The organism is Variovorax sp. Root473 (assembly GCF_001426505.1).
Taxonomy (GTDB): domain Bacteria; phylum Pseudomonadota; class Gammaproteobacteria; order Burkholderiales; family Burkholderiaceae_C; genus Variovorax.
This window is the reverse complement of the sequence record NZ_LMEV01000015.1, coordinates 26,008-49,163: the sequence shown is the minus strand read 5'-3', so window position 1 is coordinate 49,163 and position 23,156 is coordinate 26,008. Positions and strand designations below refer to the sequence as shown.

Here is a 23,156-nt window from a genome sequence, read left to right as displayed (position 1 = left end):
GTCAGACCCCCAGCGGCAAGCGCGCGCTGCTCTTCACCTCTTCCATGACGGCGTAGGTGCGCGTCTCGCGCACGCCCGGCAGCTGCCACAGCACCGTGCCGGCGAATTCCCGGTAGGCGGCCATGTCGGCCATGCGGGTCTTGAGGAGGTAGTCGAAGCCGCCGGCGACCATGTGGCATTCCATGATCTCGTCGCGCACCTGTACGGCGGCCTTGAATTGGTCGAAGACGTTGGCGGTGGTGCGGTCGAGCAGCACCTCGACGAAGACGGTGAAGCCGCGCTCCAGCTTGTAGGGGTCGAGCCGGGCCTCGTAACCCAGGATGAAGCCGTCGCGCGTGAGGCGCTGCACGCGCGCCAGCACCGCCGTGGGGGAGAGCGCCACGGCCTCCGCCAGCTTGAGATTGGTGATGCGCCCGTCTTCCTGAAGGATCTTCAGCAGGCGCAGATCGATGCGGTCCAGATCAAGCATTCGAGAATTATCCGGCGCCCGCATCGATCGACTGCGAGAAATTCGGCCTATTTGTTCAGGCCGTAGGAGATAGAACCAAGGAATACCGTTGGACTACCCTTTTTAGGTGATCAAAACTACCGAAAACCGTGGATGCACCGACGTTCAGCGCACCGTGGTCGTGCCGGGCGCGGCGGCCTGGCGGCCCGAGAGCTGATCGACCAGCGCGCCGTAGGCCGGGCCTTCGCGCAGCCTGGTGTAGGCGGCCTGGGCTTCGCGGTAGCCGGGGCGCGACATGTCGGCGCCAGCTTCGCCCGACTGCTGGGCGGCGAGACCCGAGCGAATCCACAGTTGCGTGTCGGCCGCCACGGCGGCGCGGCTGTTGGCCGAGACCACGACCGGTGCCTGGCCCATAGTCTCGTTGTAGCCCTGGGTGGGCGCGGTCTTCAGCCACTGCTGGGCGTCGGCCGTCACGGCAGCGCGCGTCGTCGACGACGCGAACGGCGCGGGACGCGGATCGCCTTCGGCGTAGTTGCCGGCAAAGCTCGGTGCGGCTGCAAGGCCGAGCAGGGCGGCGACGGCGGCGGTGTTCAGCAGGCGGGTGGTGGAAGACAGCGTCATGTGCGTTAGCTCCTAGAGGGTGGTTGGTGAGAACGACTGTATGAAGCGCATCCACGCGAGCGATAACGGTTGGATGACGGTTTTGTCATGTGCGTATCGACCTGCGTCGGGCCGCGCCTCGAGGGACCGAAAGGCGCCTTCCAACTTCTCTTGCATAACCGCCATCGCGGCATGCATAAGCCATGGCGCACCGCCCGCAGTCGGCATATCGTTGCGCCCATCCATTCCAACCAAGGGATCTTCCATGAGCGAGAAACTCTCCTTCGTCAATCCGACGGCCAACAGCCCCTGGGGCACCTACCTGTCGCAGGTTGATCGCGTCGTGCCGTACCTCGGCCCGCTGGCGCGCTGGGTCGAAACCCTCAAGCGCCCCAAGCGCGCGCTGATCGTCGACGTGCCGATCGAGATGGACGACGGCACCATCGCCCACTTCGAGGGCTACCGCGTGCAGCACAACATGAGCCGCGGCCCGGGCAAGGGCGGCGTGCGCTTCCACCCCGACGTCACGCTCGAGGAAGTGATGGCGCTGTCGGCCTGGATGACCATCAAGACCGCCGCGGTCAACCTGCCCTACGGCGGTGCCAAGGGCGGCATCCGCGTCGACCCCAAGAAGCTGTCGCTGCAGGAGCTGGAGAAGGTCACGCGTCGCTACACCAGCGAGATCGGCATCATCATCGGCCCGCACACCGACATCCCCGCGCCCGACGTCAACACCAACGCGCAGATCATGGCGTGGATGATGGACACCTACTCGATGAACGTCGGCGGCACCGCCACCGGCGTGGTCACCGGCAAGCCGCTGCACCTGGGCGGTTCGCTGGGCCGCGTGAAGGCCACCGGCCGCGGCGTGTTCGTCACCGGCCGTGAAGCGGCCCGCCGCCTGGGCCTGGACCTGCGCGGCGCGCGCATCGCGGTGCAGGGCTTCGGCAACGTGGGCTCGGTCGCGGCCGAACTCTTCGCCGAAGCGGGCGCCAAGATCGTCGCGGTGCAGGACCACACCGGCACCATCGTGAACACCAACGGCCTCGACCTGGCCAAGCTCGTGCCCATCTCGCGCACCGACGGCGTGGTCGGCTTCAAGGCCGGCGGCGACATCGTGCCGAACGAAGACTTCTGGGACGTGGCCTGCGACATCCTGATCCCGGCCGCCCTCGAAGGCCAGCTCACGGCCGAACGCGCCAAGAAGACCACCGCCAAGCTGGTGCTCGAAGGCGCCAACGGCCCGACGGTGCCCGAGGCCGACGACATCCTGGCCGAGCGCGGCGTGCTGGTCGTGCCCGACGTGATCTGCAACGCCGGCGGCGTGACGGTCTCGTACTTCGAATGGGTGCAGGACTTCTCGTCCTTCTTCTGGGACGAGGACGAGATCAACGTGCGCCTGGACCGCATCATGATGAACGCGCTCAACCAGATCTGGGACACGGCCGACAAGCACAAGATCTCGCTGCGCACGGCCACGTATGCGGTGGCCTGCGAGCGCATCCTGATGGCGCGCCAGGAACGCGGCCTCTATCCCTGACGCGATCTCCGGGGCTTTCAGGGCCCTTCGGGAACCCCCGGCCTGCGGGGGGCTCGAAGCGAGGCCGCCGGTTGGTTAGCATCCGGTGTCCTTCCCGCCCTGCCATGCCCCCCACCTCTTCTGCTGCTTTCTTCTTTTCGCCGGCCCGTGTGCCGGCGTTTCTGTTCCCGAGCCTGCTGTCGGTGCTCGTGCTGGCCGGCTGTGGCGGCCTCGGCGCGCGCCAGGCCTACGAGCCCGAAGACTTCGATTCCACCACCACCCACACGCGCAACTACGCCGCCAGCGAGGCGCAGACCTGCGAGGCGGCGCGGCGCGCGCTGCTGAGCCAGGGCTACATGGTCACGGCCGCCAATGCCGACCTGGTGACCGCGCGCAAGAGCTTCCAGCCCGCGGCCGAGACGCACGTCGAGGTCGAGTTCCGCGTGGTCTGCGCACGCGAGATGGGCGTGGGCAGCGCCTCGGCCGGACGCAGCACCGTGGCCTTCGCGACCGCATTGCAGGACCGCTACGGCCTCAAGAAGGGCAGCAACTCGGCCAGCCTGGGCGTGGGCGCCATCGGTTCGCTCTCGCTGCCCTTCGGTGGCAGCAACGAGGCGATGGTCAAGGTGGCGAGCGAGACGCTCACCGACGAACGTTTCTACGACCGCTTCTTCACGCTGGTCGAGCGCTTCCTGCAGGGCGGCGGCCCCGACATGCCCGCCGATGCTGCGCCCGCCGACGACGCGGCGAAGCCATCCACGCGCCCCGCTGCCACCACCTTCCCCGTGCCGCCGTCGCCGAACCGCGGCTGATTTCTCACCGTACCAGCGTCGACTTGCCGAACAGGCTCTCGATCAGCTCCACCGCCACTTCGGCCGTCTGGTTGCGCACGTCGAGCGCGGGGTTGAGTTCCACCACGTCGACCGAGCCGAGCCGGCCGGTGTCGGCAATCATTTCCATGCACAGCTGCATCTCGCGGTAGGTCGGTCCGCCGCGCACGCCCGTGCCCACGCCGGGCGCGTCGGCCGGGTCGAGACAATCGAGGTCGAAGCTCACGTGCAGGTGGGTGTCTTCGTCCACATCTTGAAGCGCCTCGGTCATGGTGGTGCGCATACCGTGCTCGTCGATGTGGCGCATGTCGAACACGTGCAGCCCGAGCGTGCGGATCGCCTTCTTCTCGTCGTCGTCCACGCTGCGGATGCCGATGAAGCGGATGGCGTCGGGCGCGAGTGCCGCGGGCTCGCCGCTCCAGCCCGTGAGATCTGCCGGGCCGTGGCCCAGCAGGCACGACACGGGCATGCCGTGCAGGTTGCCGCTGGGGCTCGTGGTCTCGGTGTTGACGTCGGCGTGCGCATCGAGCCACAGCACGCGCAGCTTCTTGCCGCGCTGGCGCGCATGCCAGGCCACCGCGCTGATCGAGCCGATCGCCAGGCAGTGGTCGCCGCCGAGCATCACCGGCACATGGCCGGCGCCCAGCGCAGTGTCGACGGCGGCAAAGACCGATTGGTTCCACGCGATCACCTCGGCGAGGTGGCGCAGCCCGTTGGCGGGCGGTGCCCACGGCGTGGCCGGGCCCGCGAGGTTGCCGCGGTCGAGCACCGCGAAGCCCTGGCCCGCCAGCGCCTCGGCCACGCCCGCCACGCGCAGCGCGTCGGGCCCCATGCCCGCGCCGCGCACGCTGGCGCCGATGTCGGTCGGCGCGCCGATCAGTTCGAGGGTGGTGACGGTAACGGTGGCGGCGGTGCTGCTGCTGTTCATGCCGGTCTCCCGATGTGATGCCAGAGGTAGGCGTAGCCGAGCGCATCCATGAAGGCGGACGCCTTGTTGTCCGCGGCGGCGCTGTGGCCGCCTTCCATGTTTTCGTAGAAGCTGCTGTCGTGCCCCAGCGCAAGCAGCTTCGCGTGCATCTTGCGCGCATGCACGGGGCCCACACGGTCGTCGCGTGTGGAGGTGGTGAAAAGCGCCGGCGGGTAGGGCGTGCCGGCCTTCGCGTTCTCGTAGGGCGAGAAGGTCCGGATGAATTCCCATTCGTCGGGCTGTTCCGGGTCGCCGTACTCCGCGATCCACGACGCGCCGGCCGACAGCTGCGTGTAGCGCTTCATGTCGAGCAGCGCCACCTCGCTCACGATGGCGCCGTACAGCTGCGGGTACAGCGTGAGCATGTTGCCCATCAGCAGCCCGCCGTTGCTGCCGCCCATGGCGCCCAGGTGCGCGGGCGAGGTGATGCCGCGCGCGATGAGGTCTTGCGACACGGCCGCGAAGTCCTCGCAGGTGCGCAGCCGGTTCTCCTGCAGCGCGGCCTGGTGCCAGCGCGGGCCGTACTCGCCGCCGCCGCGGATGTTCGCCACCACGTACACGCCGCCGCGTTCGAGCCAGGCGCGGCCGATGCCGCCGCTGTAGCTCGGCTCCAGCGAGATCTCGAAGCCGCCGTAGGCGTACTGCAGCGTGGGGTGGGTGCCGTCGGCCACGAGGTCTTTCGCGGCGATCTCGAAGTAGGGCACGCGCGTGCCGTCCGCCGAGGTCGCGAAATGCTGGCTCACGCGAAAGCGCGACGCATCGAAGAAGCCCGGGCTGTGCTTCAGCGGCTGCGGCTCGCCCTGGCCGAGGGTGCCGATGTACAGCGTGGTCGGCTGCAGGAAGCCGCTCACGGTCAGGAAGTAGTCGTCGTTCTCGGTCTCGTCGATGCCGCCGGCCGCCACGCAGGAGAGCGCGGGCGCGCCGCCCAGGCTTTCGCGGGCCCACTCGGCGGTGCCGTCCGCCGGCGGCGTGAGCACCTCCAGCCGGTTCACCACGTCGTGCATCACGTTGAGGATGAGGTGGTGCCGCGTCCATGAGTAGTCGTCGAGCGCGGTGGTGTCGTCGGGCTCGAACAGCAACGTGAGTTCGCGCGCGCCGGCCATGTAGTCGTCGAAGCGTGCGGCCAGCAGCGAGCCGGCGACGTAGGTGTGGCCGGCCACGGTCCAGTCTTCGCGCGGCTCGATCAGCAGCCACTCGCGCGTGACGCCGGTGTTGGCGTCGTCGGGCACGTCGATCTTGGCGAGCGTGCCGTCGGGTGCGCGCAGCCAGGTCTCGCTGTCGTAGAAGTCGATCTGGCGCGAGACGAAGTCGCGCTCGAAGCCGGGCGTGTGGTCGCTCCAGGCGCTCACCGACATGTCTTCGTGCGCGCCCTCGTACACGGTGACAGCTTCGGCCAGCGGCGTGCCGCGCCGCCATTGCTTCACCAGGCGCGGGTAGCTCGAGCTGGTCATGGAGCCGGGGCCGAAATCGGTGCCCACGTACAGGTGATCGATGTCTTTCCAGGTGACGTGGTTCTTGGCCTCGGGCAGCGCGAATCCGCCTTCGACGAAGCGCAGGTTCACGAGGTCGAACTCGCGTACCACGTCGGCATCGGCGCCGCCGCGCGACAGCGAGATGAGACAGCGTTGGTAGTCCGGCTCCAGGCAGTCGGCGCCGTGCCAAACCCAGTTCTCGCCGTCCTGCGCGGCCAGCGCGTCGAGGTCGAGCACCGTCTCCCAGTCGGGCTCGGCCGTGCGGTATTCGGCGCGCGTGGTCCGGCGCCATAGGCCCTTGGGGTGCGCCTTGTCGCGCCAGAAGTTGTAGTAGAGCGGGCCGATCTTGCTGACCATCGGAATGCGCGCGTCGGAATCGAGCACTTCGAGCAGGCCCTGCTCGATCGCCTGGAAGTCGGGCGACCTCGCATAGGTGTGAACGGTGCGTGCATTCTGCTGGCGAGCCCAGTCCAGAGTGGCTTCGCCGTCGATGTCTTCGAGCCAGAGGTTGTCGTCGTTGTCGTGCGCAGAGGTCATGCGGCACAGTGTACGAAGCCCCCGTGACCGCGCTGGCTGTGAGCAGTTGTTGCGGCCTGGTGACGGCCTGCAAGGCACGTGGGTTTTTTCATCGCAAGTGGCCGCGCATCCCGACCCCTTGGGACAAACCCCCGTCTCGCGCGTGCCTTCCCCCCAGTGGAAACACTGAAGAAGCGAAGGCCCACGGACGCCATGCCCACGGTATCCTGCCGAACGGCGCTTGCCCCAACGAGGAGAACCACACATGAAACACCTGAGCGGTCTTGATGCCACCTTCCTTCACCTGGAAACCCCCGAGATGCCGATGCACGTGGGTTCTCTCAACGTGCTGGATCTGCCCAAGGGCTACAAGGGCGACTTCTACGAAGACGCCAAGGCTTTCATGGCCAGTCGCATCCACCTGGCCGACGTGTTCACGCGCAAGCTCGCGCTGATGCCCTTCGACATGTCCAACCCCGTGTGGGTGGACGACGACGACATCGACATCGACTACCACGTGCGCCACATCACGCTGCCCAAGCCCGGCACCAACCGGCAGTTGCAGCAGTACGTGGCACGGCTGCATTCCACGCTCATCGACCGCAGCCGCCCGATGTGGGAGTTCTTCATCATCGACGGCCTGCAAAGCGGTCAGGTGGCGCTGTATACCAAGGTGCACCATGCGGGCATCGACGGGCAGGCCGGCGTCGAAGTGGGCAAGGCCATCTTCGACCTGGAGGCCACGGGCCGCGTGGTCAAGCCGCCGCGTTCGCGTCCGCGCAGCAACGGCTACCAGCTGGGCATGGCCGAGCTCGCCACCGCCGCGCTGCGCAACACCGCGCAGCAGTATGTCAAGCTCTTCAAGATGGCGCCGGCCATCGCGCGTGCCATCGGCGGCCTGGCCAAGCCCGACGAGAAGGCGGCCGACAAGGCTGCGGCCGCCGCACCGAAGAAGTTCAACCTCTTCGCGCCGCGCACCTCGCTCAACGTGTCGATCACCAACCAGCGCACCTTCGCGGGCCGCACCATCTCGCTGGCCGAGACCAAGCACATCGCCAAGCACTTCGGCGTGTCGCTCAACGACGTGGTGCTGGGCACCGTGGCCGGCGCGCTGCGCCACTACCTGGCCGACAACAACGAACTGCCGGCCAAGCCGCTGGTGGCCGGGGTGCCCGTGAGCCTGCGCGAAGCCGGCGACCAGACCGCCAACAACCAGGCCAGCATGATCCTCGTGAGCCTGGCCACCGACATCACCGATCCGGTGCAGCGGCTGAAGGCGATCAACACCTCGTCGAACGCCTCGAAGTCGACGATGAAGCGCTTCAAGGCCGTGATCCTGGACGACTTCCCGACCTTTGCCGCGCCCTGGCTGATGTCGGGCATTGCGTCGATGGTGGGGCGCTCGGGCATCGTCAACCTGCTGCCGCCGGCGGCCAACGTGGCCGTCTCGAACGTGGCGGGCGCGCCATTCCCGATGTACTTCGCGGGCGCGCTGGTCACCTGCTACTACCCGGTGTCGATCGCCAGCCACGGCACGGCGCTCAACGTCACGGTGCAGAGCTACAACGGCCGCATGGACTACGGCCTCATCGCCTGCCGCCGCGCCGTGCCCGACATCACCGAGATCGGCGACTACCTGCTGGCCGAGCACAAGCTGCTGATGGCGCTCACCGAGAAGCACCCGGCCGCCGCCGGCGCAACCGCTGCGCCCAAGCCCGTGGCCGCGCCTGCGCCGCAGGAGAAAGAAGAGGCCAAGGCTGTAGCACCGGCCCGCAAGCCGGCCACACGCAAGAAGGCGCCGGTGAAGGCCGTCGCCGCCAAGAAAAAGGCGCCCGCCAAGGCCGTGCCGGTGAAGGCGGCCGCAGCGAAGAAGGCCCCAGCCAAGAAGGCGGCGGCGAAGAAGGCGGCACCCCGGCCTGCGGCCCGCAAGGCCGCTGCATCCCCCCGCGCTGCTGCGGCATGATCGACAGGCGGGCCCGGCGTGGACAAAGAATTGGGGCAGTTGGACTAGTTTTCCGACCGTTCTAGTTTTCCAGGCCTAGGCCCTGCGGAAGATGATTGGCCCATCGCGATTCCCCGCGAGCCATTCAACTTCAAGGAAATCTCACATGTCCACGCAAACCAACATCGCTTCCGCCGCCATCCACGTCGTCGGCCAGTACAACGACGCCGGCAAGACCCTGGTCGGTGCCTACCGCACCGGCGTGCAGCGCCTGCTGGGCGGTGCCGCTTCGCGTTACAGCGAGTTCCTCGGCAACCGCCAGATCCCGCTGGTGAGCGAGCAGATCAAGGCCAACCTGATCGGCGCGCAAGAAAAGGTGCATGGTTTCCTGGCCAATCGCCTGGACATCGACACGAGCCGCATCGTGAACGTGATGGACCGCGTCGCTGCCGGCACCACCAGCGGCATCGAAACCGTCGCCAACCGTGTCGCGCAGATCGAGTCGCCCGCTGCCACCACCGTGTTCAACGCCCTGTCGGCCGTGAACCAGCCTTTCGCCACCGTGTCGGTGCAGATCGCCGACCGCATCGTCGCCGGCACCAAGCAGATCGAAGCCCGTGTGAGCGGCGCCGAAGAAGCCGCCGCCTCCGTGCGCACCGTGAAGGCCAAGGTCGCTGCGGCCAAGAAGCCGGTTCGCCGCGCTGCCCGCAAGGCGGCATGATCCTGGGGCGCTGACCACGCCCTTTTCCTTTTTCACGCCCCTGGAGCACCCACCGCATGGCGACCCGTCTCGATGACACTGCAAAGTTGAAGAAGAGGGCGGCGCCTGCCAGGAAGGCTCCGGCGGCGAAGAAGAAAGCTGCGCCCCGCAAGGCGGCGCCGGCAGACACTGCGGCCGGCCGCAACAAGGCCGAAGCGCTGCTGCGTGCCGGCCTCAAGGCCCTGGACAACGTGCGCAACGACGTCGCCAAGCGACAGGCCAACGTGATCGAAGGCCTGCTCGGCATCGGGCAGGGCAAGGCCGATGCGGCGGGTGCCAAGGCGGCGCTGACGCGCGGCTTCCCCGGCCTGGACACCTTCGGCATCCGCAAGTTCGAGGACGTGTTCGACCAGCGTGTCGCCACCGCCCTGCAACGCCTGGGCATGCCCAGCGCCGACGAGGTGCAGGCCCTGCGCGACGAGGTGGCGCAGTTGCGCGAACGCCTTGCGAAACTCGAGAAACCGTCCGGCCCCCGCGCCAGTACAAGCGGCTCCGGCGGCAAGCGCTGAGCGGCACGCAACGCACGCACCACGCCGCTTGTGGCCAGCTCCAACACCACGCGCGATCGCATCCTGCAGGCCAGCCTCGCGCTGTTCAATGCACAAGGCCTTCCGGCCGTGTCCACGCACAAGATCGCGGCCGAACTCGGCATGAGCCCGGGCAACCTGCACTACCACTTCAAGGCCAAGCAGCTGATCGTCGAATGGCTGTTCCGGCGCTTCGAGCAGCGGCTCGAGGTGCTCAACGGCTCCTCGGCCTCCATTGCTGCCATCGACGACCTGTGGCTCGCGCTGCACCTGCGCTTCGAGGCCATCGACGAATACCGCTTCATCTACCGCGACATGGCCTTCCTGGCCAGCGAATACCCGGCCCTGGGGCAGCGCGCCCAGGCCATGACCGCGCAGAACCTGCTCGCCGCCCAGACGCTGTGCGAAGGGCTGGTGGCGTCGGGCGTGATCGAGACCAGTGCCGAGCAAGCGCGCATCCTGGCGCTGCAGATGGTCTTCACCACCACCTGCTGGCTCTCGTTCGAGCGGCTGGTGCCGGGGCGCGACGCGCTGGCGCAGGCCGATCCCGGTTTGGCGGCTTTCTACACGCTCACGCTGGTTTCTCCGTATGTTTCCAGCGAATCGAGGGCTTATCTTGATTACCTGAGGGGCAAATACCTCGGATAAATGAAGTCGTCGTCCGACGGGGAATGCAACTTCGCAGCCCCATCTTCGTCTTGCAGAAGAAAGAACAGAAAGGAAGCCGCCATCATGTCCACCGCCACCCACGACCCCATCGCGCCGCCGTCGCGCCTGCTCTTGCTGGCGGAGGCACGTGCCCTCTGGGAAACCGGCGCCGGCCTCGCCATGTGGCCCTTGCTGCAGCTCGCGCCGCGCGGCGACGGGCATCCCGTGCTCGTGCTGCCGGGCCTGGTGGCCGGCGACATGTCCACGCTGCTGCTGCGCCGCTACCTGTGCAGCCGCGGCTACGACGCGCACGGCTGGGGCCAGGGTCGCAACCTGGGCCCGCGCGCCGGCGTCGAAGACGGCATGGTCGAACTGCTCAAGACCCTGGCCGACAAGAGTGGCCAGAAGGTCAGCGTGATCGGCTGGAGCCTGGGTGGCGTCTACGCACGGCTGCTCGCCTCGGCGCAGAAGGACCTCATCCGCAACGTGATCACGCTCGGCAGCCCGTTCTCGGGCAGCCCGCGCGCCACCAACGCCTGGCGCGTGTACGAAGGCGTGAGCGGCCAGAGCTCGCACGACCCGCGCCGCATGAAGTTCGTCGAACCCACGCCGCCCGTGCCCACGACCTCGATCTTCAGCCGCACCGACGGCGTCGTCGCATGGCGCTGCAGCCTCGAGAAGACCGGTCCGCAGTCCGAGAACATCGAAGTGGTGGCAAGCCACCTGGGGCTTGGCGCGCACCCGGCCGTGCTCTATGCGGTGGCCGACCGGCTGGCGCAGCCCGAGGGCGCGTGGAAGCCTTTCAACCGCGGCCTGCTCGGGCCGCTGGTGTACCCGGACCCGGACCGCGACATCTGACCCGAGGTCCACACCCCTCCCCATGAAAAAAGACCGGCGAATGCCGGTCTTCTTCTTGGGGGCTCCAGACTGGGTTCTTCAGGCCCCGGCCCACACGTCGAGCACATAGCGCTGCTCGGCAATCATCCGGTCCATCCACGCCGCGCTGTCCTGTCCGTGCTCGCGTGCGAGGTCGCTGAGCGTGCGGCGCACGTCGGGTTCCATGCGCGAGCCGTCGCCGCACACATAGACCACGGCACCCGCTTCGAGCAGCCTCCACACGGCCGCGCCTTGTTCGCGGATCAGGTCCTGCACGTAGACCTTGCGCTCGCCGGCGCGCGAGAAGGCCGTGTGCAGCTTCATCAAACCGCGGTGCGACCAGGCCTGCAGCTCCTCGGCATAGATGAAGTCCTGCTCGGGGTGGCGGCAGCCGAAGAACAGCATCGCCTCGCCCAGCGCCTCGCCGCGTTCGACCTGCGCCGCACGTTCCTGCAGGAAGCCGCGGAACGGCGCCAGGCCGGTGCCCGGGCCGACCATGATGAGTGGTCGGTTCGCATCGTCCGGCAGGCGGAAGCCCTCGGCCGTGGTCTCGCGGATCACGCCGTGCACCGTGTCGCCGGCCTCGGCGCGCGCCAGGAAGTTGGAGCACACGCCCTCGAAGGTGCCGTTGCCCGACAACGCGGGCGCGCTCACCACGCCCACCGTCACGCTGCAACGCCCCGGTGTCATCGTGGGCGACGAAGAGATCGAGTAGTAGCGCGGCGACAGCGGCGACAGCATTTCCAGGAACACCGCGAACGGCACCTGGCAGGCGCGGTGCTCCTCCAGCAGATCGAGCAGCGACTTGCGCTTGTGCAGCACCTCGGCCTTGTACGCGGCCTGCGAGGCCTCGTCGCTGCCCGACAGGGCCTGCAACCTGGGCCTGGTGAACGGACACTCGGTGTAGGCGGCCAGCGTGGCGATCTGCTTGCGCGTGGCCACGTCCTGCAGCTCGACGTAGTCGCCCAGCAGGCGATCGACCGCGATGACCTGGTCGACCGGCAGCGCGGCCTTGCGGCCCGGCACGGCCTGCAGCCGCACATGGGCGGAGCGGTCGAAGCCGAAGCGCGCCATCGCACGCTCGACCTGCGCGGGACTGTTGCGCGGCACCACGCTCAGGTGGTCGCCGGGCACGTAGTTCACGCCCTCGGGCAGCGTCAGCTCGACGTGGCGCGTGGAGCGGCCGGGCTCGCCGTGGGCGCCGGCGCTTTGCAGCTCGCGGTTCTCGATCACGCGCAGCGGCACCGCGCCCAGCGCATCGACCAGCGCGTTCTTCTGCGGCGGCGGCAGTTCTTCGAGCGTGTACAGCGGCTCGGCCTCGGCGGGCGTGTCGGCGCCGTTCTTGATGTCGAAGGCCTTCACCAGTGCGGGCCACAGCGCGTCGCTCCAGTCCTGGAAGGCGCCGTCCATGTCTTCGCGTGCATCGCCTTCGCCGCGTGCGTGCACGCGATCGGCGCCCAGTGCCTCCAGGCGTTCGTCGATGCGGCGCGGCACGGCCTGGTAGGTGGCGGCCCAGTCGGTGTTGCCGCATCCGAACACGCTGAAGCGCACGCCGTTGAGTGCATCGTCGGCCTTGTCGAGCCAGCGGTGGAACTCGGCTGCGTTGTCGGGCGCCACGCCGTTGTACGAGGCGCAGACGATCGCCACCGCGCCGTTGGCCGGCAGCCGCTCGGCATAGTCGTCGAGCGAGGCCAGCTGCGTCGAGAAGCCGCGCAGCTCGCCGGCCTCGGCCAGTTGGCGCGCCAGGTCTTCGGCGGTGCCGAGGTTGGAGCCCTGCAGCACCAGCAGCGAGGTGCCGTGGCGAGCGGCCTGCGGCTTGCGCGCGACGGGCTTGGCCGGCGCGTCGGGCGTGGCCGTTGTCTCCACGGTGCCGCGCGGGCGCGAGGCCGGGTCGCGCAGCAGCGCCTTGATCTTGAAGTTCTCGGGCTTGATCGTCAGCGCTTCCTTGATCTTGAGCTTGTAGCCCGTGTGATCGACGAGGGTGAAGCGCTGCAGGATCATGCCCAGCGTGAGCACGGCCTCCTGCAGGGCGAACTGTCGCCCGATGCAGGCGCGCTGGCCGTTGCCGAAGGGCTTGAAGGCATTCACGGGCCGCTCGCGCTCGGCCTCGCGGCTGAAGTGGTCGGGGTTGAACTGGTCGGCGTTCTCGCCCCAGATGCCCTTGTCACGGTGCAGCGCCAGCGCATGCATGATGACCATGTTGTTCTTCTTGATCGTGTATTGGCCGCCGATCTTCGTGTCTTCCTTCGCGCGCATCGAGATCGCGGGCGCGGTCGGGTACAGGCGCAGCGACTCCTTCAGCACCTGCATCACGTACTGCAGCCGGTTGACCTGCGCGTAGGTGGGCTTTTGCGTGGTGTCGCCGCCGAACACGCTGTCGACCTCGGCCTGCGCCTTGACCATGGCCTCGGGGTTGTTCAGCAGGAAGTAGATGGCGAACGACAGCAGGCCGCTGGTGGTCTCGTGGCCCGCGATGAGAAATTCGATGCACTCGTCGCGGATCATCTTGTCGGTGAGCTTCTCGCCGCTCTTCTTGTCCACGCCCGCGATCATGTAGCTCAGCAGGTCGGGCTTGGTGGCGATGTCGGCACCGCTGGCACGTCGCTCCTCGATGATGTCTTCCACCATCTTGTGCATGTAGCGGATGTCCTTGCGCTGCTGCGCCAGCTCCTTCTTGAGCATCAGCTCCTCGAGCGGCAGGCCGCGGCGGTTCTGCACGGTCTCGAGCGTGCGCACCATCGCATCGACGAAGGGATGAAAGCCCTCTCGGTAGAAGGAGTTGAAGCGGTAGCCGAAGCCGCACAGGCCGATGGTGTCCAGCGTGAGCGCGGTCATGTCGCGCACCACGTCCACCTCTTCATCGAAGTTCAGGCGCTCCCACTTGGTGACCAGCTGCCCCGCGATGTCCAGCATCATCGGGTGGTAGGCCTGCATCGCGCGCTGGCTGAAGTTGGCCAGCAGGATGTTGTGTGGCTTCGACCACGTCTCCTCGTGCGTGTCGGAGGTGAAGAGGCCGTGCGACGCAGCCCGCAGCCGGCGCAGCGCACCGCGCGTGCTCTTGTCGAAGCGCGGCTCTTCGCAGAGCTCGTCGACCAGCGCGGGCGACGACACCACGATCACCGGCATGCCCGGCATGTCGAGCCAGTAGATGCCGCCGAGGTCTTGCGCGATCTTCCACATGTCGAGCACCGGCGAATCGGAGCCGATGGACAGCAGATTGCCGACGAAGGGTTTCTTCGCCGGGTGGGGAATCGGATGGAGCGAGTTCTTTCCTGCCATGTGTGCCTTCTTGTGCCTGGGTAGGGACCCGCGTCGGATGTCCGGGATGCGAATCCGGAGTATCCCGACGGCACAGGGGACGGGCAGGACGGGGTTTCCCTTAGGAGGCGGCCGGGGCGTTCACACAGCCTGCGTGATCGCCGTTCACGGTGCGCCGGGCCGGGCCCCCAAAAGCGCTCAGGGCCGGACCATCTTGCAGTCGGTGCCTTGCGCCAGCTCGTTCCCGGTATAGACCGCATCGGTGCGGAAGCCGTAGTTGGTGCCTTCCCAGCCCACCTTCACCGCCTTGCCGTCCACGGGAGCAATGGTGTTCACCACCTGCGGCAGCAGCAGCTGGTGGTCTTCGCCGCGCATGCGCACCGGGCCCACCACCGAGTCGAAGCTCAGGTCTTCGAGGGCGCGCGCCACCTTCACGGTGTCGACGCTGCCGGCCTTGGCGATCGCAGCGGCCAGCAGGCGCGGCGTGAGGTCGATGCGCGGCGCGAGGAAGTCCTTGCCGGTCTTGGCCTTGTAGGCCTTGGCGAGCGCATCGACCTTCGGCGTGTCGGCCTGGCCCGGATGCCATTCGGCCACCCACGTCAGCTGCCCCGTCCTGGCCTGCGACACGGCGGTGACGGTGCCAGGCACCGAGCCCGCGCTGTGGTTGAAGTAACGCAGGTTGTAGCCGGCGTCGCCCGCGGACTTCTGCAGCAGCGTCATGTCCTGGCCCCAGTTGCCGGTGATGACCGAGTCGGCGCCGCTTTGCCTGATGTTGGCGATATAGGGCGCGAAGTCTTTCACGCGGCCGATCGGGTGCAGCGTTTCGCCGACGAACTGGATGTCGGGGCGCGCCAGGCCCACCAGCTGGCGGCCGTAGCTGGCCCACTGCTTGCCGTGGGCGTAGTCCTGGTTGAGCAGGTAGACCTTCTTCACGTCGGGCGTCTTCTTGATGTAGTTGGCCAGTGCCTTCATCTTCATCGCCGTGTTGGCCTCGGTCTGGAAGTGCCAGAAGCTGCAGCCCTTGCCGGTCATCTCGGGGTCGATCGACGAGTGGTTCAGCACGATGAGTTCCTTGCCCGGGTTGCGCTGGTTCCAGCGCGCCACGGCCAGCACCAGCGCCGTCACCACCGACGAGCCCGAGCCGCCCGTGACGATGGCCTTGGCGCCCTGGTCGATGGCCGCCTGCAGCGCGCTCTGGCTTTCCTGTGCCGAGAGCTTGCTGTCGAACTGCAGCAGCTGCAGTTTCGTGCCGCCGAGAACGCCGCCCTTGGCGTTGATGTCCTCGATGGCGTACTGCGTGTGCATCAGCATCAGTTCGCCCACGTTGGCAAAGGGCCCCGACAGCGGATCGATGTAGGCGATCTTGTAGGTCGGCTGCGGGGCCTGCGCCTGTGCCGCCGTGCCGGCGATGGCAAGCAAAGAGGCAAGGGCGATCCGCGCCAAAGGCGCATGCGTGAGCTTCATGAAGTGTCTCCGGAGGGTGTGTGAATCAGTTCTTCGCGCGCAGCCCGATCACGCGGCTGGCCAGCTTCGTGAGCTGCGCCACCACCTCGTCGGGCGAGAGGCGCCCGTTGGGGCGGTACCAGCTGTAGAGAAAGCCCGGCAGGCTGCAGGCCGCGAGCGCGGTGATCTTGGTCTCGTCGAAGTCGAGGTCGCCGTCGCGCCGGGCTTCTTCGAGCAGCGGGCACAGCAGGTCGTAGAAGTGGTGCGCGAGCTTCTTCTGCGCCTCGAGGTACTCGGGCCGGTACACCTGCGGCTCGCGGTAGGCGAAGAAGGCCACCGGGTGGTGCGCGATGGTGGCGCGGATCAGCCCCTCGATGCCTTGCATCACCTTCTGGCTCGCGCGGCGCGGATCGGTGGCGGCGAAGTCGAGCGCGGTGAAGCAGTCGACCGCGGGGCGCCACGACAGCGTTTCGAAGATCTCCTGCTTGTCGCGGAAGTAGTAGTACACGAAGGGCTTGGTCACGCCCAGCTCGCGCACGATCTGCGCCATGGTCGTGTTGGCGTAGCCCTGCGCCGCGAACAGCTGCGCCGCGGCCTGCAGGATGCGCTCGCGCTGCAGGTCGGTGCCCTGCGTGGCGGCGCGCTGGCGGCCCGTGCCCTGCGGCAGGTGCGGCTGCGCGGCGAGCGCCGTGTGCGTGGCAGAGGGTTTGTTCGGTGTCGCGGAAGTTATACCCATGGGTAGGATTGTTCGTGCACGATGCCGCATTGGCAAGCGCCGGCCTTGTGCAGGCGGCTATCGATAACCCTGAGAAAGTGACGCCATGGAGACAACGCCCGCCACCCCGCAACGCCTGAAGGAACTGCCGCCGCGCGTGCAGCAGCCGCTGCACGCCTACCTGCGCGACCACGCACGCACGCGCGGCGACGCCACCGCCTGCCTCTGGTACGGTCAGGCGCTGAGCTGGGCCGAGCTCGACCGCGCGAGCGACGCCTTCGCCGCACGCCTGCAGGCCCTGGGCGTGGCCAAGGGCGAGCCCGTGGTGCTGTTCCTCAACAACTGCCCGCAGTACCTGGTGGCCCACTTCGGCATCCAGAAGATCGGTGCCATCGTCTGCCCGAGCGGGCCGCTCAACAAGGAGCACGAGCTGGCCTACCAGGTCAACGACCTGAAGGCGCGCGTGATCGTCGCGGCCGCGCCGCTCATGCCGGTGGTGCGCAAGGTGCAGGCCGAGAGCGCACTTGCGCATGTGTTCGTGGTGCACTATGCCGACCTGCTGCCCGCCGAGCCCACGCTCGACCTGCCGGCCGAACTCGCCGCCGAGCGCATGGCCGAACGCAGCGTGCCCGACGGCTGCGAAGACTTCTTCGCCGTGATGAAGGCCGTCGCCACGCCGCAGCCCGTCGCCATCGACATGGACGACATCGCGCTCATGACCTACACCTCGGGCACCACCGGCCTGCCCAAGGGCGCGATGCTCAGCTACGGCAACGCGCTCTACAAGACGCGCGCTGCGGCCGATTGCAACGGCGTGGGCCCCGACGACGTGCTGCTGTCGATCGCGCCGCTGTATCACATCGCCGGCATGCTGATGGGCGTCAACGTGCCCGTGCTCAGCGGCGCCGCCTCGGTGCTGATGCACCGCTTCGACCCGCGCACCGCGCTGCAGGCCATCGATCGCTACAACGTCAGCTGGTGGTACAGCATCGCGCCGATGAACGTGGCCTGCATGCAGGTGCCCGACATCGCCCGCTTCGACCTGTCGAGCCTGAAGATGAACCCGGTGACCAGCTTCGGCATCGCCTTCACCGAGTCGCTCGCGGCGCAGTGGCGCTCGCACGCCAACCACTGCAGCTCGTTCGAGGCCGCCTACGGCCTGAGCGAAACCCACACCTGCGACACCTACACGCCGCACGAAGCGCCGCGCTGGGGCACGCAGGGCGTGCCGGTGCCGGGCGTGACCATCCGCATCATCGACACCGAGACGCAGGCCGACATGCCCGTGGGCGAGGTCGGCGAGATCGTGCTCACCAGCGCCGGCTCGTTCAAGGGTTACTGGAACAAGCCCGAGGCCACGGCTGCCACCCTGCGCAACGGCTGGGTGCACACGGGCGACATGGGCAAGCTCGACGCCGACGGCTACCTCACCTTCATCGGCCGCTTCAAGGAGATGATCAAGGTCTCGGGCTACAGCGTGTTCCCCGAGGAGGTCGAGACCATCCTCATCAAGCATCCGGCGGTGGCGCAGGCGGCGGTCGTTGCGCAGCCCGATCCCGAGAAGGGCGAGGTCGTGAAGGCCTTCATCGTGCGCAAGCCCGGCGCCGCGCTGGAGGCCGACGCACTCGTGGCCTGGGCGCGCGAGAACATGGCGAGCTACAAGGCGCCGCGCACCGTGAGCTTCATCGATGCGTTGCCCACCACGGGCGCGGGCAAGGTGCTGCGCCGCCTGCTGAAATGAGCCCTCCCCCAGCCTCGCCCACTTCGTGTGGCTCAGACACCCCCTCAAGGGGGCGCACCCAGCGGCCCGGCAAAGCCGGTTCCGCGGGTGCCCCCGAACGGGCCTCGCAGTAGCGGGCCCTTGGACTCATGCAATCCGCGCGGTTTGATGTGCCTTGAGCACCGCGACGGCTTCGAAAGGATTTCTTCCGTGTTTTCCAAAGTTCTGATAGCCAACCGCGGCGAGATCGCCGTGCGGCTGGTGCGCGCGCTGCGCGACCTGGGCATCGCCAGCGTGGCGGTGCATGCGCGCGACGATGCCGCTGCGCTGCATGTGCAACTGGCCGACGTGGCGGTGGCGCTCGACGCGACCGGCCCTTCGGCCTACCTCGACGTGGCCGCGTTGATCGCCGTGGCGAAGGCGCAAGGCTGCGATGCGGTGCATCCCGGCTACGGCTTCCTCAGCGAGCGCGCCGACTTCGCACAGGCCTGCGCCGATGCGGGCCTGGTCTTCATCGGCCCGACACCCGAGCAGCTGGGCCTGTTCGGCGATAAGGCCCGCGCCCGCGAGCTGGCCGCGCAATGCGATGTGCCCGTGATGCCCGGCAGCACGGGCGCGGTGACGCTCGCGCAGGCCCAGGCCTTCTTCGCCGAGCAGCACGCGCAGGGCGCGGGCGTGATGGTGAAAGCCATCGGCGGTGGCGGTGGGCGCGGCATGCGCGCCGTGCTCACGGCCGACGAGCTGCCCGAGGCGCACGCGCGCTGCATGTCCGAAGCCAAGGCCGCGTTCGGCATCGAGGGCGTGTACGTCGAGCGCCTGATGCGCAACGCGCGGCACATCGAGGTGCAGGTGCTCGGCGACGGCAGCGCCGTGGCCAGCCTCGGCGAGCGCGAGTGCACGCTGCAGCGCCGCTTCCAGAAGCTGGTGGAAATCGCGCCCAGCCCCTCGCTGCCCGAACCATTGCGCGCGCAGGTCACGCAGGCGGCGTTGCGCATGGCCAAGGCCGTGGGCTATCGCGGGCTCGGCACCTTTGAATTCCTGGTCGATGCCGCATCGGCCACCTTGCCTTTCGTCTTCATTGAAGCGAACCCGCGCCTGCAGGTCGAGCACACGGTGACCGAAGCGGTGACGGGGCTGGACCTCGTGCAGCTGCAGATCGCCGTCGCCTCGGGCGACACGCTGGGCGCGCTCGGCGTGGAGGCCGACCGCACGGCGCCACAGCGCGGCTTCGCGGTGCAGTGGCGCATCAACGCCGAGACGCTCGATGCGCAAGGCAATGCGCGCCCCGCGGGCGGCACGCTCGCGCGCTTCGACCTGCCGGCCGGCCCCGGCGTGCGCGTCGACACGCACGGCTACGCGGGCCTGGCGCCCTCGCCGCACTACGACACGCTGCTGGCCAAGCTCATCGTGCATTCACCGTCGTCGCGTTTCGCGGATGCGCTGCGCCGCTCGCTGCGCGCACTCGACGAATGCCACATCGACGGCATCGCCACCAACCTGCCGCTGCTGTGCGCCATTGCCGCGCGGCCCGAGTTCGCCACGCAGGCGGTGCACACGCGCTTCGTGGAAGCGCACCTGGGCGATCTGCTCGCGGAGGCGAAGGCGTTTGAAAAGCACACCAAGAAGGTGACCGCGCCCGTCGCCTCCGGCGCGCAGGCCGCGCCAGAAGAGGACGAAGACGACGGCCTCACCGTCAAGGCACCGATGCCCGCGAAGCTGGTGCAGTTCGAGGTCGCAGTGGGCGACGAGCTGCCCGCCGGCGCGCAGCTCGGCGTGCTCGAAGCCATGAAGATGGAACACCTGCTGCACGCGCCCGTGGCCGGCCGCGTGCTCGCGCTGCTGGCCGCGCCCGGCGACTACCTTGTCGAAGGTCAGTCGCTGGTGCGGCTGGAGGCCGTCGATGCGCAGGGCGTCCAGGCGCAGGCGGGCATCGCGCACGACCTCGACGCGGTCCGCCCCGACCTGCAGAAGGTCATCGACCGCCATGCGCCCACGCTCGACGCGAACCGCAAGGCGGCCGTCGACAAGCGGCATGCGCAGGGCGGTCGCACCGCGCGCGAGAACATCGCCGATCTGTGCGACACGGCCGAGGACCCGGGCAGCTTCATCGAGTACGGCGCGCTCGCCATCGCCGCGCAGACGCGCCGTCGCTCGCTCGAAGACCTCGTCGCCAACACGCCGGCCGACGGCATGGTGACCGGCCTGGGCAGCATCAACGCGAAGCAGTTTGGTCCGGAGAAGTCGCGCTGCGCCGTGCTCGCCTACGACTACACGGTGCTGGCCGGCACGCAGGGCATGCGCAACCACCACAAGACCGACCGGCTGCTCGCGGTGGCGCACCAGCTCAAGCTGCCGGTCGTGCTGTTCGCGGAAGGCGGCGGCGGGCGGCCGGGCGACACCGACATGCCGATCGTCGCAGGCCTGAACAACCACACCTTCAGCCAGTTTGCAGCGCTGTCGGGCAAGGTGCCTGTGGTCGGCATCGTGCACGGGCGCTGCTTCGCGGGCAACGCGGCGCTGCTGGGCTGCGCCGACGTGATCATTGCCACCAAGGGCAGCAACATCGGCATGAGCGGCCCCGCGATGATCGAAGGCGGCGGCCTGGGCACTTTCGCGCCCGAGCAGATCGGGCCGAGCAGCGTGCAGTCGCGCAACGGCGTGATCGACATCCTGGTGGAAGACGAAGCTGCTGCAGTCGCCGCGGCCAAGCAGTACCTGTCGTACTTCCAGGGCTCGGTGAGCGACTGGCAATGCGCCGACCCGCGCACGCTGCGCCACGTGGTGCCCGAGAACCGGTTGCGCGTGTACGACGTGCGCGCCGCGATGCGCGGCGTGGCCGACACGGGCTCGCTGCTCGAACTGCGTGCGGGCTTCGGTGCGGGCATCGTCACGGCGCTGGCGCGCATCGAGGGCAAGCCGGTCGGCCTCATGGCGAACAACCCGCACCACCTGGGCGGCGCGATCGACGTGGAGGCGGCCGACAAATCCGCGCGTTTCATGCAACTGTGCAATGCCCATGGGTTACCGATCGTGTCGTTGTGCGACACGCCCGGCTTCATGGTCGGGCCCGAGGTCGAGGCGCAGGCGCAGGTGCGCCACGTGTGCCGCATGTTCATGGTGGCCTCGCATCTGCGCGTGCCTTTCTTCGCGGTGGTGCTGCGCAAGGGCTACGGCCTGGGCGCGCAGGCCATGACGGCTGGCGGCTTCGATGCGCCCGTGTTCACCGTGGCCTGGCCCACCGGCGAGTTCGGCGCGATGGGCCTGGAAGGCGCGGTGCGGCTGGGCTTTCGCAAGGAGCTCGCGGCCGTGCCCGAGGGCGCGGAACGCGATGCGCTCTTCAAGCAGCTGGTGGCGCAGCAGTACGCGAACGGCGAGGCGATCCACATGGCGCAGACGCTGGAGATCGATGCGGTGATCGATCCGGCCGACACGCGCACCTGGCTGGTGCGCGGCCTGGCCTCGGCCACGCGGCCGGCGGAAGCAGTCTCAGCGTACGTCGACACTTGGTAACGCAGACTTAGACCTCGTCACCTGCGCGGGCAAGGCGGCTCCGTACACTGGGCCGCTTTTGCACGCATGAACCTCTTTGCCCGCTGGCGCGCCGTTCTGCGCGACGCCGCCTTCTCCCCTGCACACTGGATGGTCGTTCTCGGCCTTGCGGTGCTGCTCGTGGGCGTGCAGGCGGTGTGGGCGAGGCAGGCCGAGCAGGCGGCGCGCCAGCCGGCCGAGGCGCGCTGGGTGGCGGGCTGGGCCGTGGCGGCACTCGACTTCCGCGAGCTGGCTTCGAACCCCTTCATGGCGTCGATGGGCGGTGCGCCGAACATGCGCGCGTTCCATGCGCAGACGCTGCGCCAGGTGCTGCAGCCCTCGCTCGACGGTGAGCGCGTGCGTATCCGTTTCTCGAATCGTTTCGGCAAGACGCCGCTGCGCATCGCCGCGGCGAGCGTGGCACTGAGCACGGGGACGGACGCCGTCTCGCCGGCCTCGCTGCGCACCTTGCGCTTCGGCGGGCGCACCACCGCCACCATCGCGCCGGGCGCCGAGGCCTGGAGCGACGGCGTGGCGCTGAAGGTCGAGGCCGGGCAGTCGGTGGCGGTCAGCCTGTACCTGGACCGCACCACGCCATTTGCCACGATGTACCTGATGGGCGCTGGCGGCGGTTGGCTGGCCAAGGGCAACGCGGTCATGGCACCCAAGCTGCCGAAGGCCGCGTCCCTGCCCATGAACCACATCGTGACCGGGCTCGACGTGCTCACCGCGCAGCCCGTGCGCACCGTGGTCGCGTTCGGCGATTCGATCACCGCGGGCGGCGGCGAGTCGGGCACCGGCGCCTACCCCGACATGCTCGCCACGCGCCTGCGCGACAGCCCGCAGGCCGCACACGAGGTGTCGGTGATCAACGCCGGCATCGGCGGCAATCGCCTGCTGGTGGACAGCATCGGGCCCAATGGGCTGTCGCGCTTCGCGCGCGACGTGCTCGGCCAGAGCGGCGTGACGCACGCCATCGTGCTGCTGGGCACCAACGACATCGGCCGCGCCGCGTTCGGCGGGCTGCCCGGCGTCGAGGTGGCACCGCACGAAGCGCCCACGGCCGAGCGCATCACCGGCGGCCTCGGGCAGCTGGTGAAGCAGGCGCGCGCCAAGGGCGTGAAGGTGCTGCTGGGCACCGTGCCGCCCTTTGGCAACTCGCCCTACGGCACCGAGGCCAACGAGGCAATGCGCGAAGCCGTGAACCGCTGGGTGCGCAGCCGCCAGGATGTCGACGGCGTGGTCGACTTCGATGCGGTGCTGCGCGACCCCGCGGTGCCGCGTCAGCTGAATCCGACGTTCGACAGCGGCGATCACCTGCATCCCAACCGCGCGGGCCACGCGGCCATGGCCGCGGCCATCGACCTGCGCGAACTGCAGGAATAAA

17 protein-coding genes are annotated in these 23,156 nt (G+C 68.5%); 10 read left to right on the top strand and 7 right to left on the bottom strand.

Annotated elements, in window-relative coordinates; genetic code table 11:
- Window position 1: 1 nt before the first annotated feature.
- Together ASD34_RS09800 and ASD34_RS09795 are read right to left on the bottom strand one after the other, a co-directional pair.
- Window positions 2-469, bottom strand: a complete 468-nt coding sequence (locus ASD34_RS09800) for an Lrp/AsnC ligand binding domain-containing protein (protein ID WP_056576367.1) — start codon at window positions 467-469, stop codon at window positions 2-4.
- Between the two features lie 144 nt (window positions 470-613).
- Entirely contained in the window at window positions 614-1,069 is a 456-nt protein-coding gene (locus tag ASD34_RS09795) for a hypothetical protein (RefSeq protein WP_056576364.1), read from the bottom strand.
- 244 nt (window positions 1,070-1,313) lie between these two features.
- Here ASD34_RS09795 and ASD34_RS09785 point away from each other — a divergent pair, with 244 nt between their 5' ends.
- Window positions 1,314-2,588, top strand: a complete 1,275-nt coding sequence (locus ASD34_RS09785; RefSeq protein WP_056576359.1) for a Glu/Leu/Phe/Val family dehydrogenase — start codon at window positions 1,314-1,316, stop codon at window positions 2,586-2,588.
- A gap of 104 nt (window positions 2,589-2,692) precedes the next feature.
- Window positions 2,693-3,379, top strand: a complete 687-nt coding sequence (locus tag ASD34_RS09780; RefSeq protein ID WP_056576356.1) for a DUF2242 domain-containing protein — start codon at window positions 2,693-2,695, stop codon at window positions 3,377-3,379.
- A 4-nt stretch (window positions 3,380-3,383) separates the two neighbouring features.
- On the opposite strand, the gene rocF is transcribed toward ASD34_RS09780, so the two are convergent.
- Entirely contained in the window at window positions 3,384-4,325 is a 942-nt protein-coding gene (gene rocF, locus ASD34_RS09775) for an arginase (protein ID WP_056576354.1), read from the bottom strand.
- Window positions 4,322-6,373: a prolyl oligopeptidase family serine peptidase gene (locus tag ASD34_RS09770; RefSeq protein ID WP_056576351.1), complete on the bottom strand. Its 2,052-nt coding sequence runs from the start codon at window positions 6,371-6,373 to the stop codon at window positions 4,322-4,324. The genes rocF and ASD34_RS09770 overlap by 4 nt, the downstream gene beginning before the upstream one ends.
- A gap of 244 nt (window positions 6,374-6,617) precedes the next feature.
- Here ASD34_RS09770 and ASD34_RS09765 point away from each other — a divergent pair, with 244 nt between their 5' ends.
- From ASD34_RS09765 to ASD34_RS09745, 5 genes are all read left to right on the top strand, one after another.
- The gene (locus ASD34_RS09765; protein WP_056576348.1) at window positions 6,618-8,315 is read left to right on the top strand and encodes a WS/DGAT/MGAT family O-acyltransferase; all 1,698 of its coding nucleotides are present in this window, start codon (window positions 6,618-6,620) and stop codon (window positions 8,313-8,315) included.
- 145 nt (window positions 8,316-8,460) lie between these two features.
- Window positions 8,461-9,015 carry a hypothetical protein gene (locus ASD34_RS09760; protein ID WP_056576345.1) on the top strand — a complete coding sequence of 185 codons (555 nt, stop codon included), beginning with the start codon at window positions 8,461-8,463 and terminating at the stop codon, window positions 9,013-9,015.
- A gap of 86 nt (window positions 9,016-9,101) precedes the next feature.
- Window positions 9,102-9,563 carry a phasin family protein gene (locus tag ASD34_RS09755; RefSeq protein WP_235510024.1) on the top strand — a complete coding sequence of 154 codons (462 nt, stop codon included), beginning with the start codon at window positions 9,102-9,104 and terminating at the stop codon, window positions 9,561-9,563.
- Window positions 9,564-9,593: 30 nt separating this feature from the next.
- Entirely contained in the window at window positions 9,594-10,229 is a 636-nt protein-coding gene (locus ASD34_RS09750; RefSeq protein ID WP_056576337.1) for a TetR/AcrR family transcriptional regulator, read from the top strand.
- A gap of 84 nt (window positions 10,230-10,313) precedes the next feature.
- A complete protein-coding gene (locus ASD34_RS09745; RefSeq protein WP_056576332.1) occupies window positions 10,314-11,087 on the top strand; it encodes an esterase/lipase family protein in 774 nt (257 codons plus the stop codon).
- A 78-nt stretch (window positions 11,088-11,165) separates the two neighbouring features.
- Here ASD34_RS09745 and ASD34_RS09740 read toward each other — a convergent pair whose 3' ends face one another.
- The 3 genes from ASD34_RS09740 to ASD34_RS09730 form a co-directional block, all read right to left on the bottom strand.
- Window positions 11,166-14,384 carry a bifunctional cytochrome P450/NADPH--P450 reductase gene (locus tag ASD34_RS09740; RefSeq protein ID WP_056576326.1) on the bottom strand — a complete coding sequence of 1,073 codons (3,219 nt, stop codon included), beginning with the start codon at window positions 14,382-14,384 and terminating at the stop codon, window positions 11,166-11,168.
- A gap of 177 nt (window positions 14,385-14,561) precedes the next feature.
- Entirely contained in the window at window positions 14,562-15,827 is a 1,266-nt protein-coding gene (locus tag ASD34_RS09735) for a branched-chain amino acid ABC transporter substrate-binding protein (RefSeq protein ID WP_056576322.1), read from the bottom strand.
- Window positions 15,828-15,852: 25 nt separating this feature from the next.
- Window positions 15,853-16,542 (bottom strand): TetR/AcrR family transcriptional regulator, encoded by a 690-nt coding sequence (locus ASD34_RS09730; protein ID WP_056576319.1) that lies wholly within the window; start codon window positions 16,540-16,542, stop codon window positions 15,853-15,855.
- 85 nt (window positions 16,543-16,627) lie between these two features.
- Between ASD34_RS09730 and ASD34_RS09725 the strand changes: the two genes are divergently transcribed.
- The 3 genes from ASD34_RS09725 to ASD34_RS09715 all read left to right on the top strand — a co-directional run bounded on the left by ASD34_RS09725 (window position 16,628) and on the right by ASD34_RS09715 (window position 23,155).
- Window positions 16,628-18,262, top strand: coding sequence for an AMP-binding protein (locus ASD34_RS09725; RefSeq protein ID WP_235510023.1), 1,635 nt, complete (start codon window positions 16,628-16,630; stop codon window positions 18,260-18,262).
- 189 nt (window positions 18,263-18,451) lie between these two features.
- The gene (locus ASD34_RS09720; RefSeq protein ID WP_056577207.1) at window positions 18,452-21,751 is read left to right on the top strand and encodes a carboxyl transferase domain-containing protein; all 3,300 of its coding nucleotides are present in this window, start codon (window positions 18,452-18,454) and stop codon (window positions 21,749-21,751) included.
- Between the two features lie 66 nt (window positions 21,752-21,817).
- Window positions 21,818-23,155 (top strand): GDSL-type esterase/lipase family protein, encoded by a 1,338-nt coding sequence (locus ASD34_RS09715; RefSeq protein ID WP_235510022.1) that lies wholly within the window; start codon window positions 21,818-21,820, stop codon window positions 23,153-23,155.
- Window position 23,156: the final 1 nt, after the last annotated feature.

Coding starts and splice junctions, on each gene's coding strand:
- ASD34_RS09770 (WP_056576351.1), bottom strand. CDS start 6,373: ATGACCTCTGCGCACGACAACGACGACAACCTCTGGCTCGAAGACATC.
- ASD34_RS09715 (WP_235510022.1), top strand. CDS start 21,818: ATGAACCTCTTTGCCCGCTGGCGCGCCGTTCTGCGCGACGCCGCCTTC.
- rocF (WP_056576354.1), bottom strand. CDS start 4,325: ATGAACAGCAGCAGCACCGCCGCCACCGTTACCGTCACCACCCTCGAA.
- ASD34_RS09725 (WP_235510023.1), top strand. CDS start 16,628: ATGGAGACAACGCCCGCCACCCCGCAACGCCTGAAGGAACTGCCGCCG.
- ASD34_RS09785 (WP_056576359.1), top strand. CDS start 1,314: ATGAGCGAGAAACTCTCCTTCGTCAATCCGACGGCCAACAGCCCCTGG.
- ASD34_RS09800 (WP_056576367.1), bottom strand. CDS start 469: ATGCTTGATCTGGACCGCATCGATCTGCGCCTGCTGAAGATCCTTCAG.
- ASD34_RS09740 (WP_056576326.1), bottom strand. CDS start 14,384: ATGGCAGGAAAGAACTCGCTCCATCCGATTCCCCACCCGGCGAAGAAA.
- ASD34_RS09745 (WP_056576332.1), top strand. CDS start 10,314: ATGTCCACCGCCACCCACGACCCCATCGCGCCGCCGTCGCGCCTGCTC.
- ASD34_RS09760 (WP_056576345.1), top strand. CDS start 8,461: ATGTCCACGCAAACCAACATCGCTTCCGCCGCCATCCACGTCGTCGGC.
- ASD34_RS09730 (WP_056576319.1), bottom strand. CDS start 16,542: ATGGGTATAACTTCCGCGACACCGAACAAACCCTCTGCCACGCACACG.
- ASD34_RS09795 (WP_056576364.1), bottom strand. CDS start 1,069: ATGACGCTGTCTTCCACCACCCGCCTGCTGAACACCGCCGCCGTCGCC.
- ASD34_RS09765 (WP_056576348.1), top strand. CDS start 6,618: ATGAAACACCTGAGCGGTCTTGATGCCACCTTCCTTCACCTGGAAACC.
- ASD34_RS09780 (WP_056576356.1), top strand. CDS start 2,693: ATGCCCCCCACCTCTTCTGCTGCTTTCTTCTTTTCGCCGGCCCGTGTG.
- ASD34_RS09735 (WP_056576322.1), bottom strand. CDS start 15,827: ATGAAGCTCACGCATGCGCCTTTGGCGCGGATCGCCCTTGCCTCTTTG.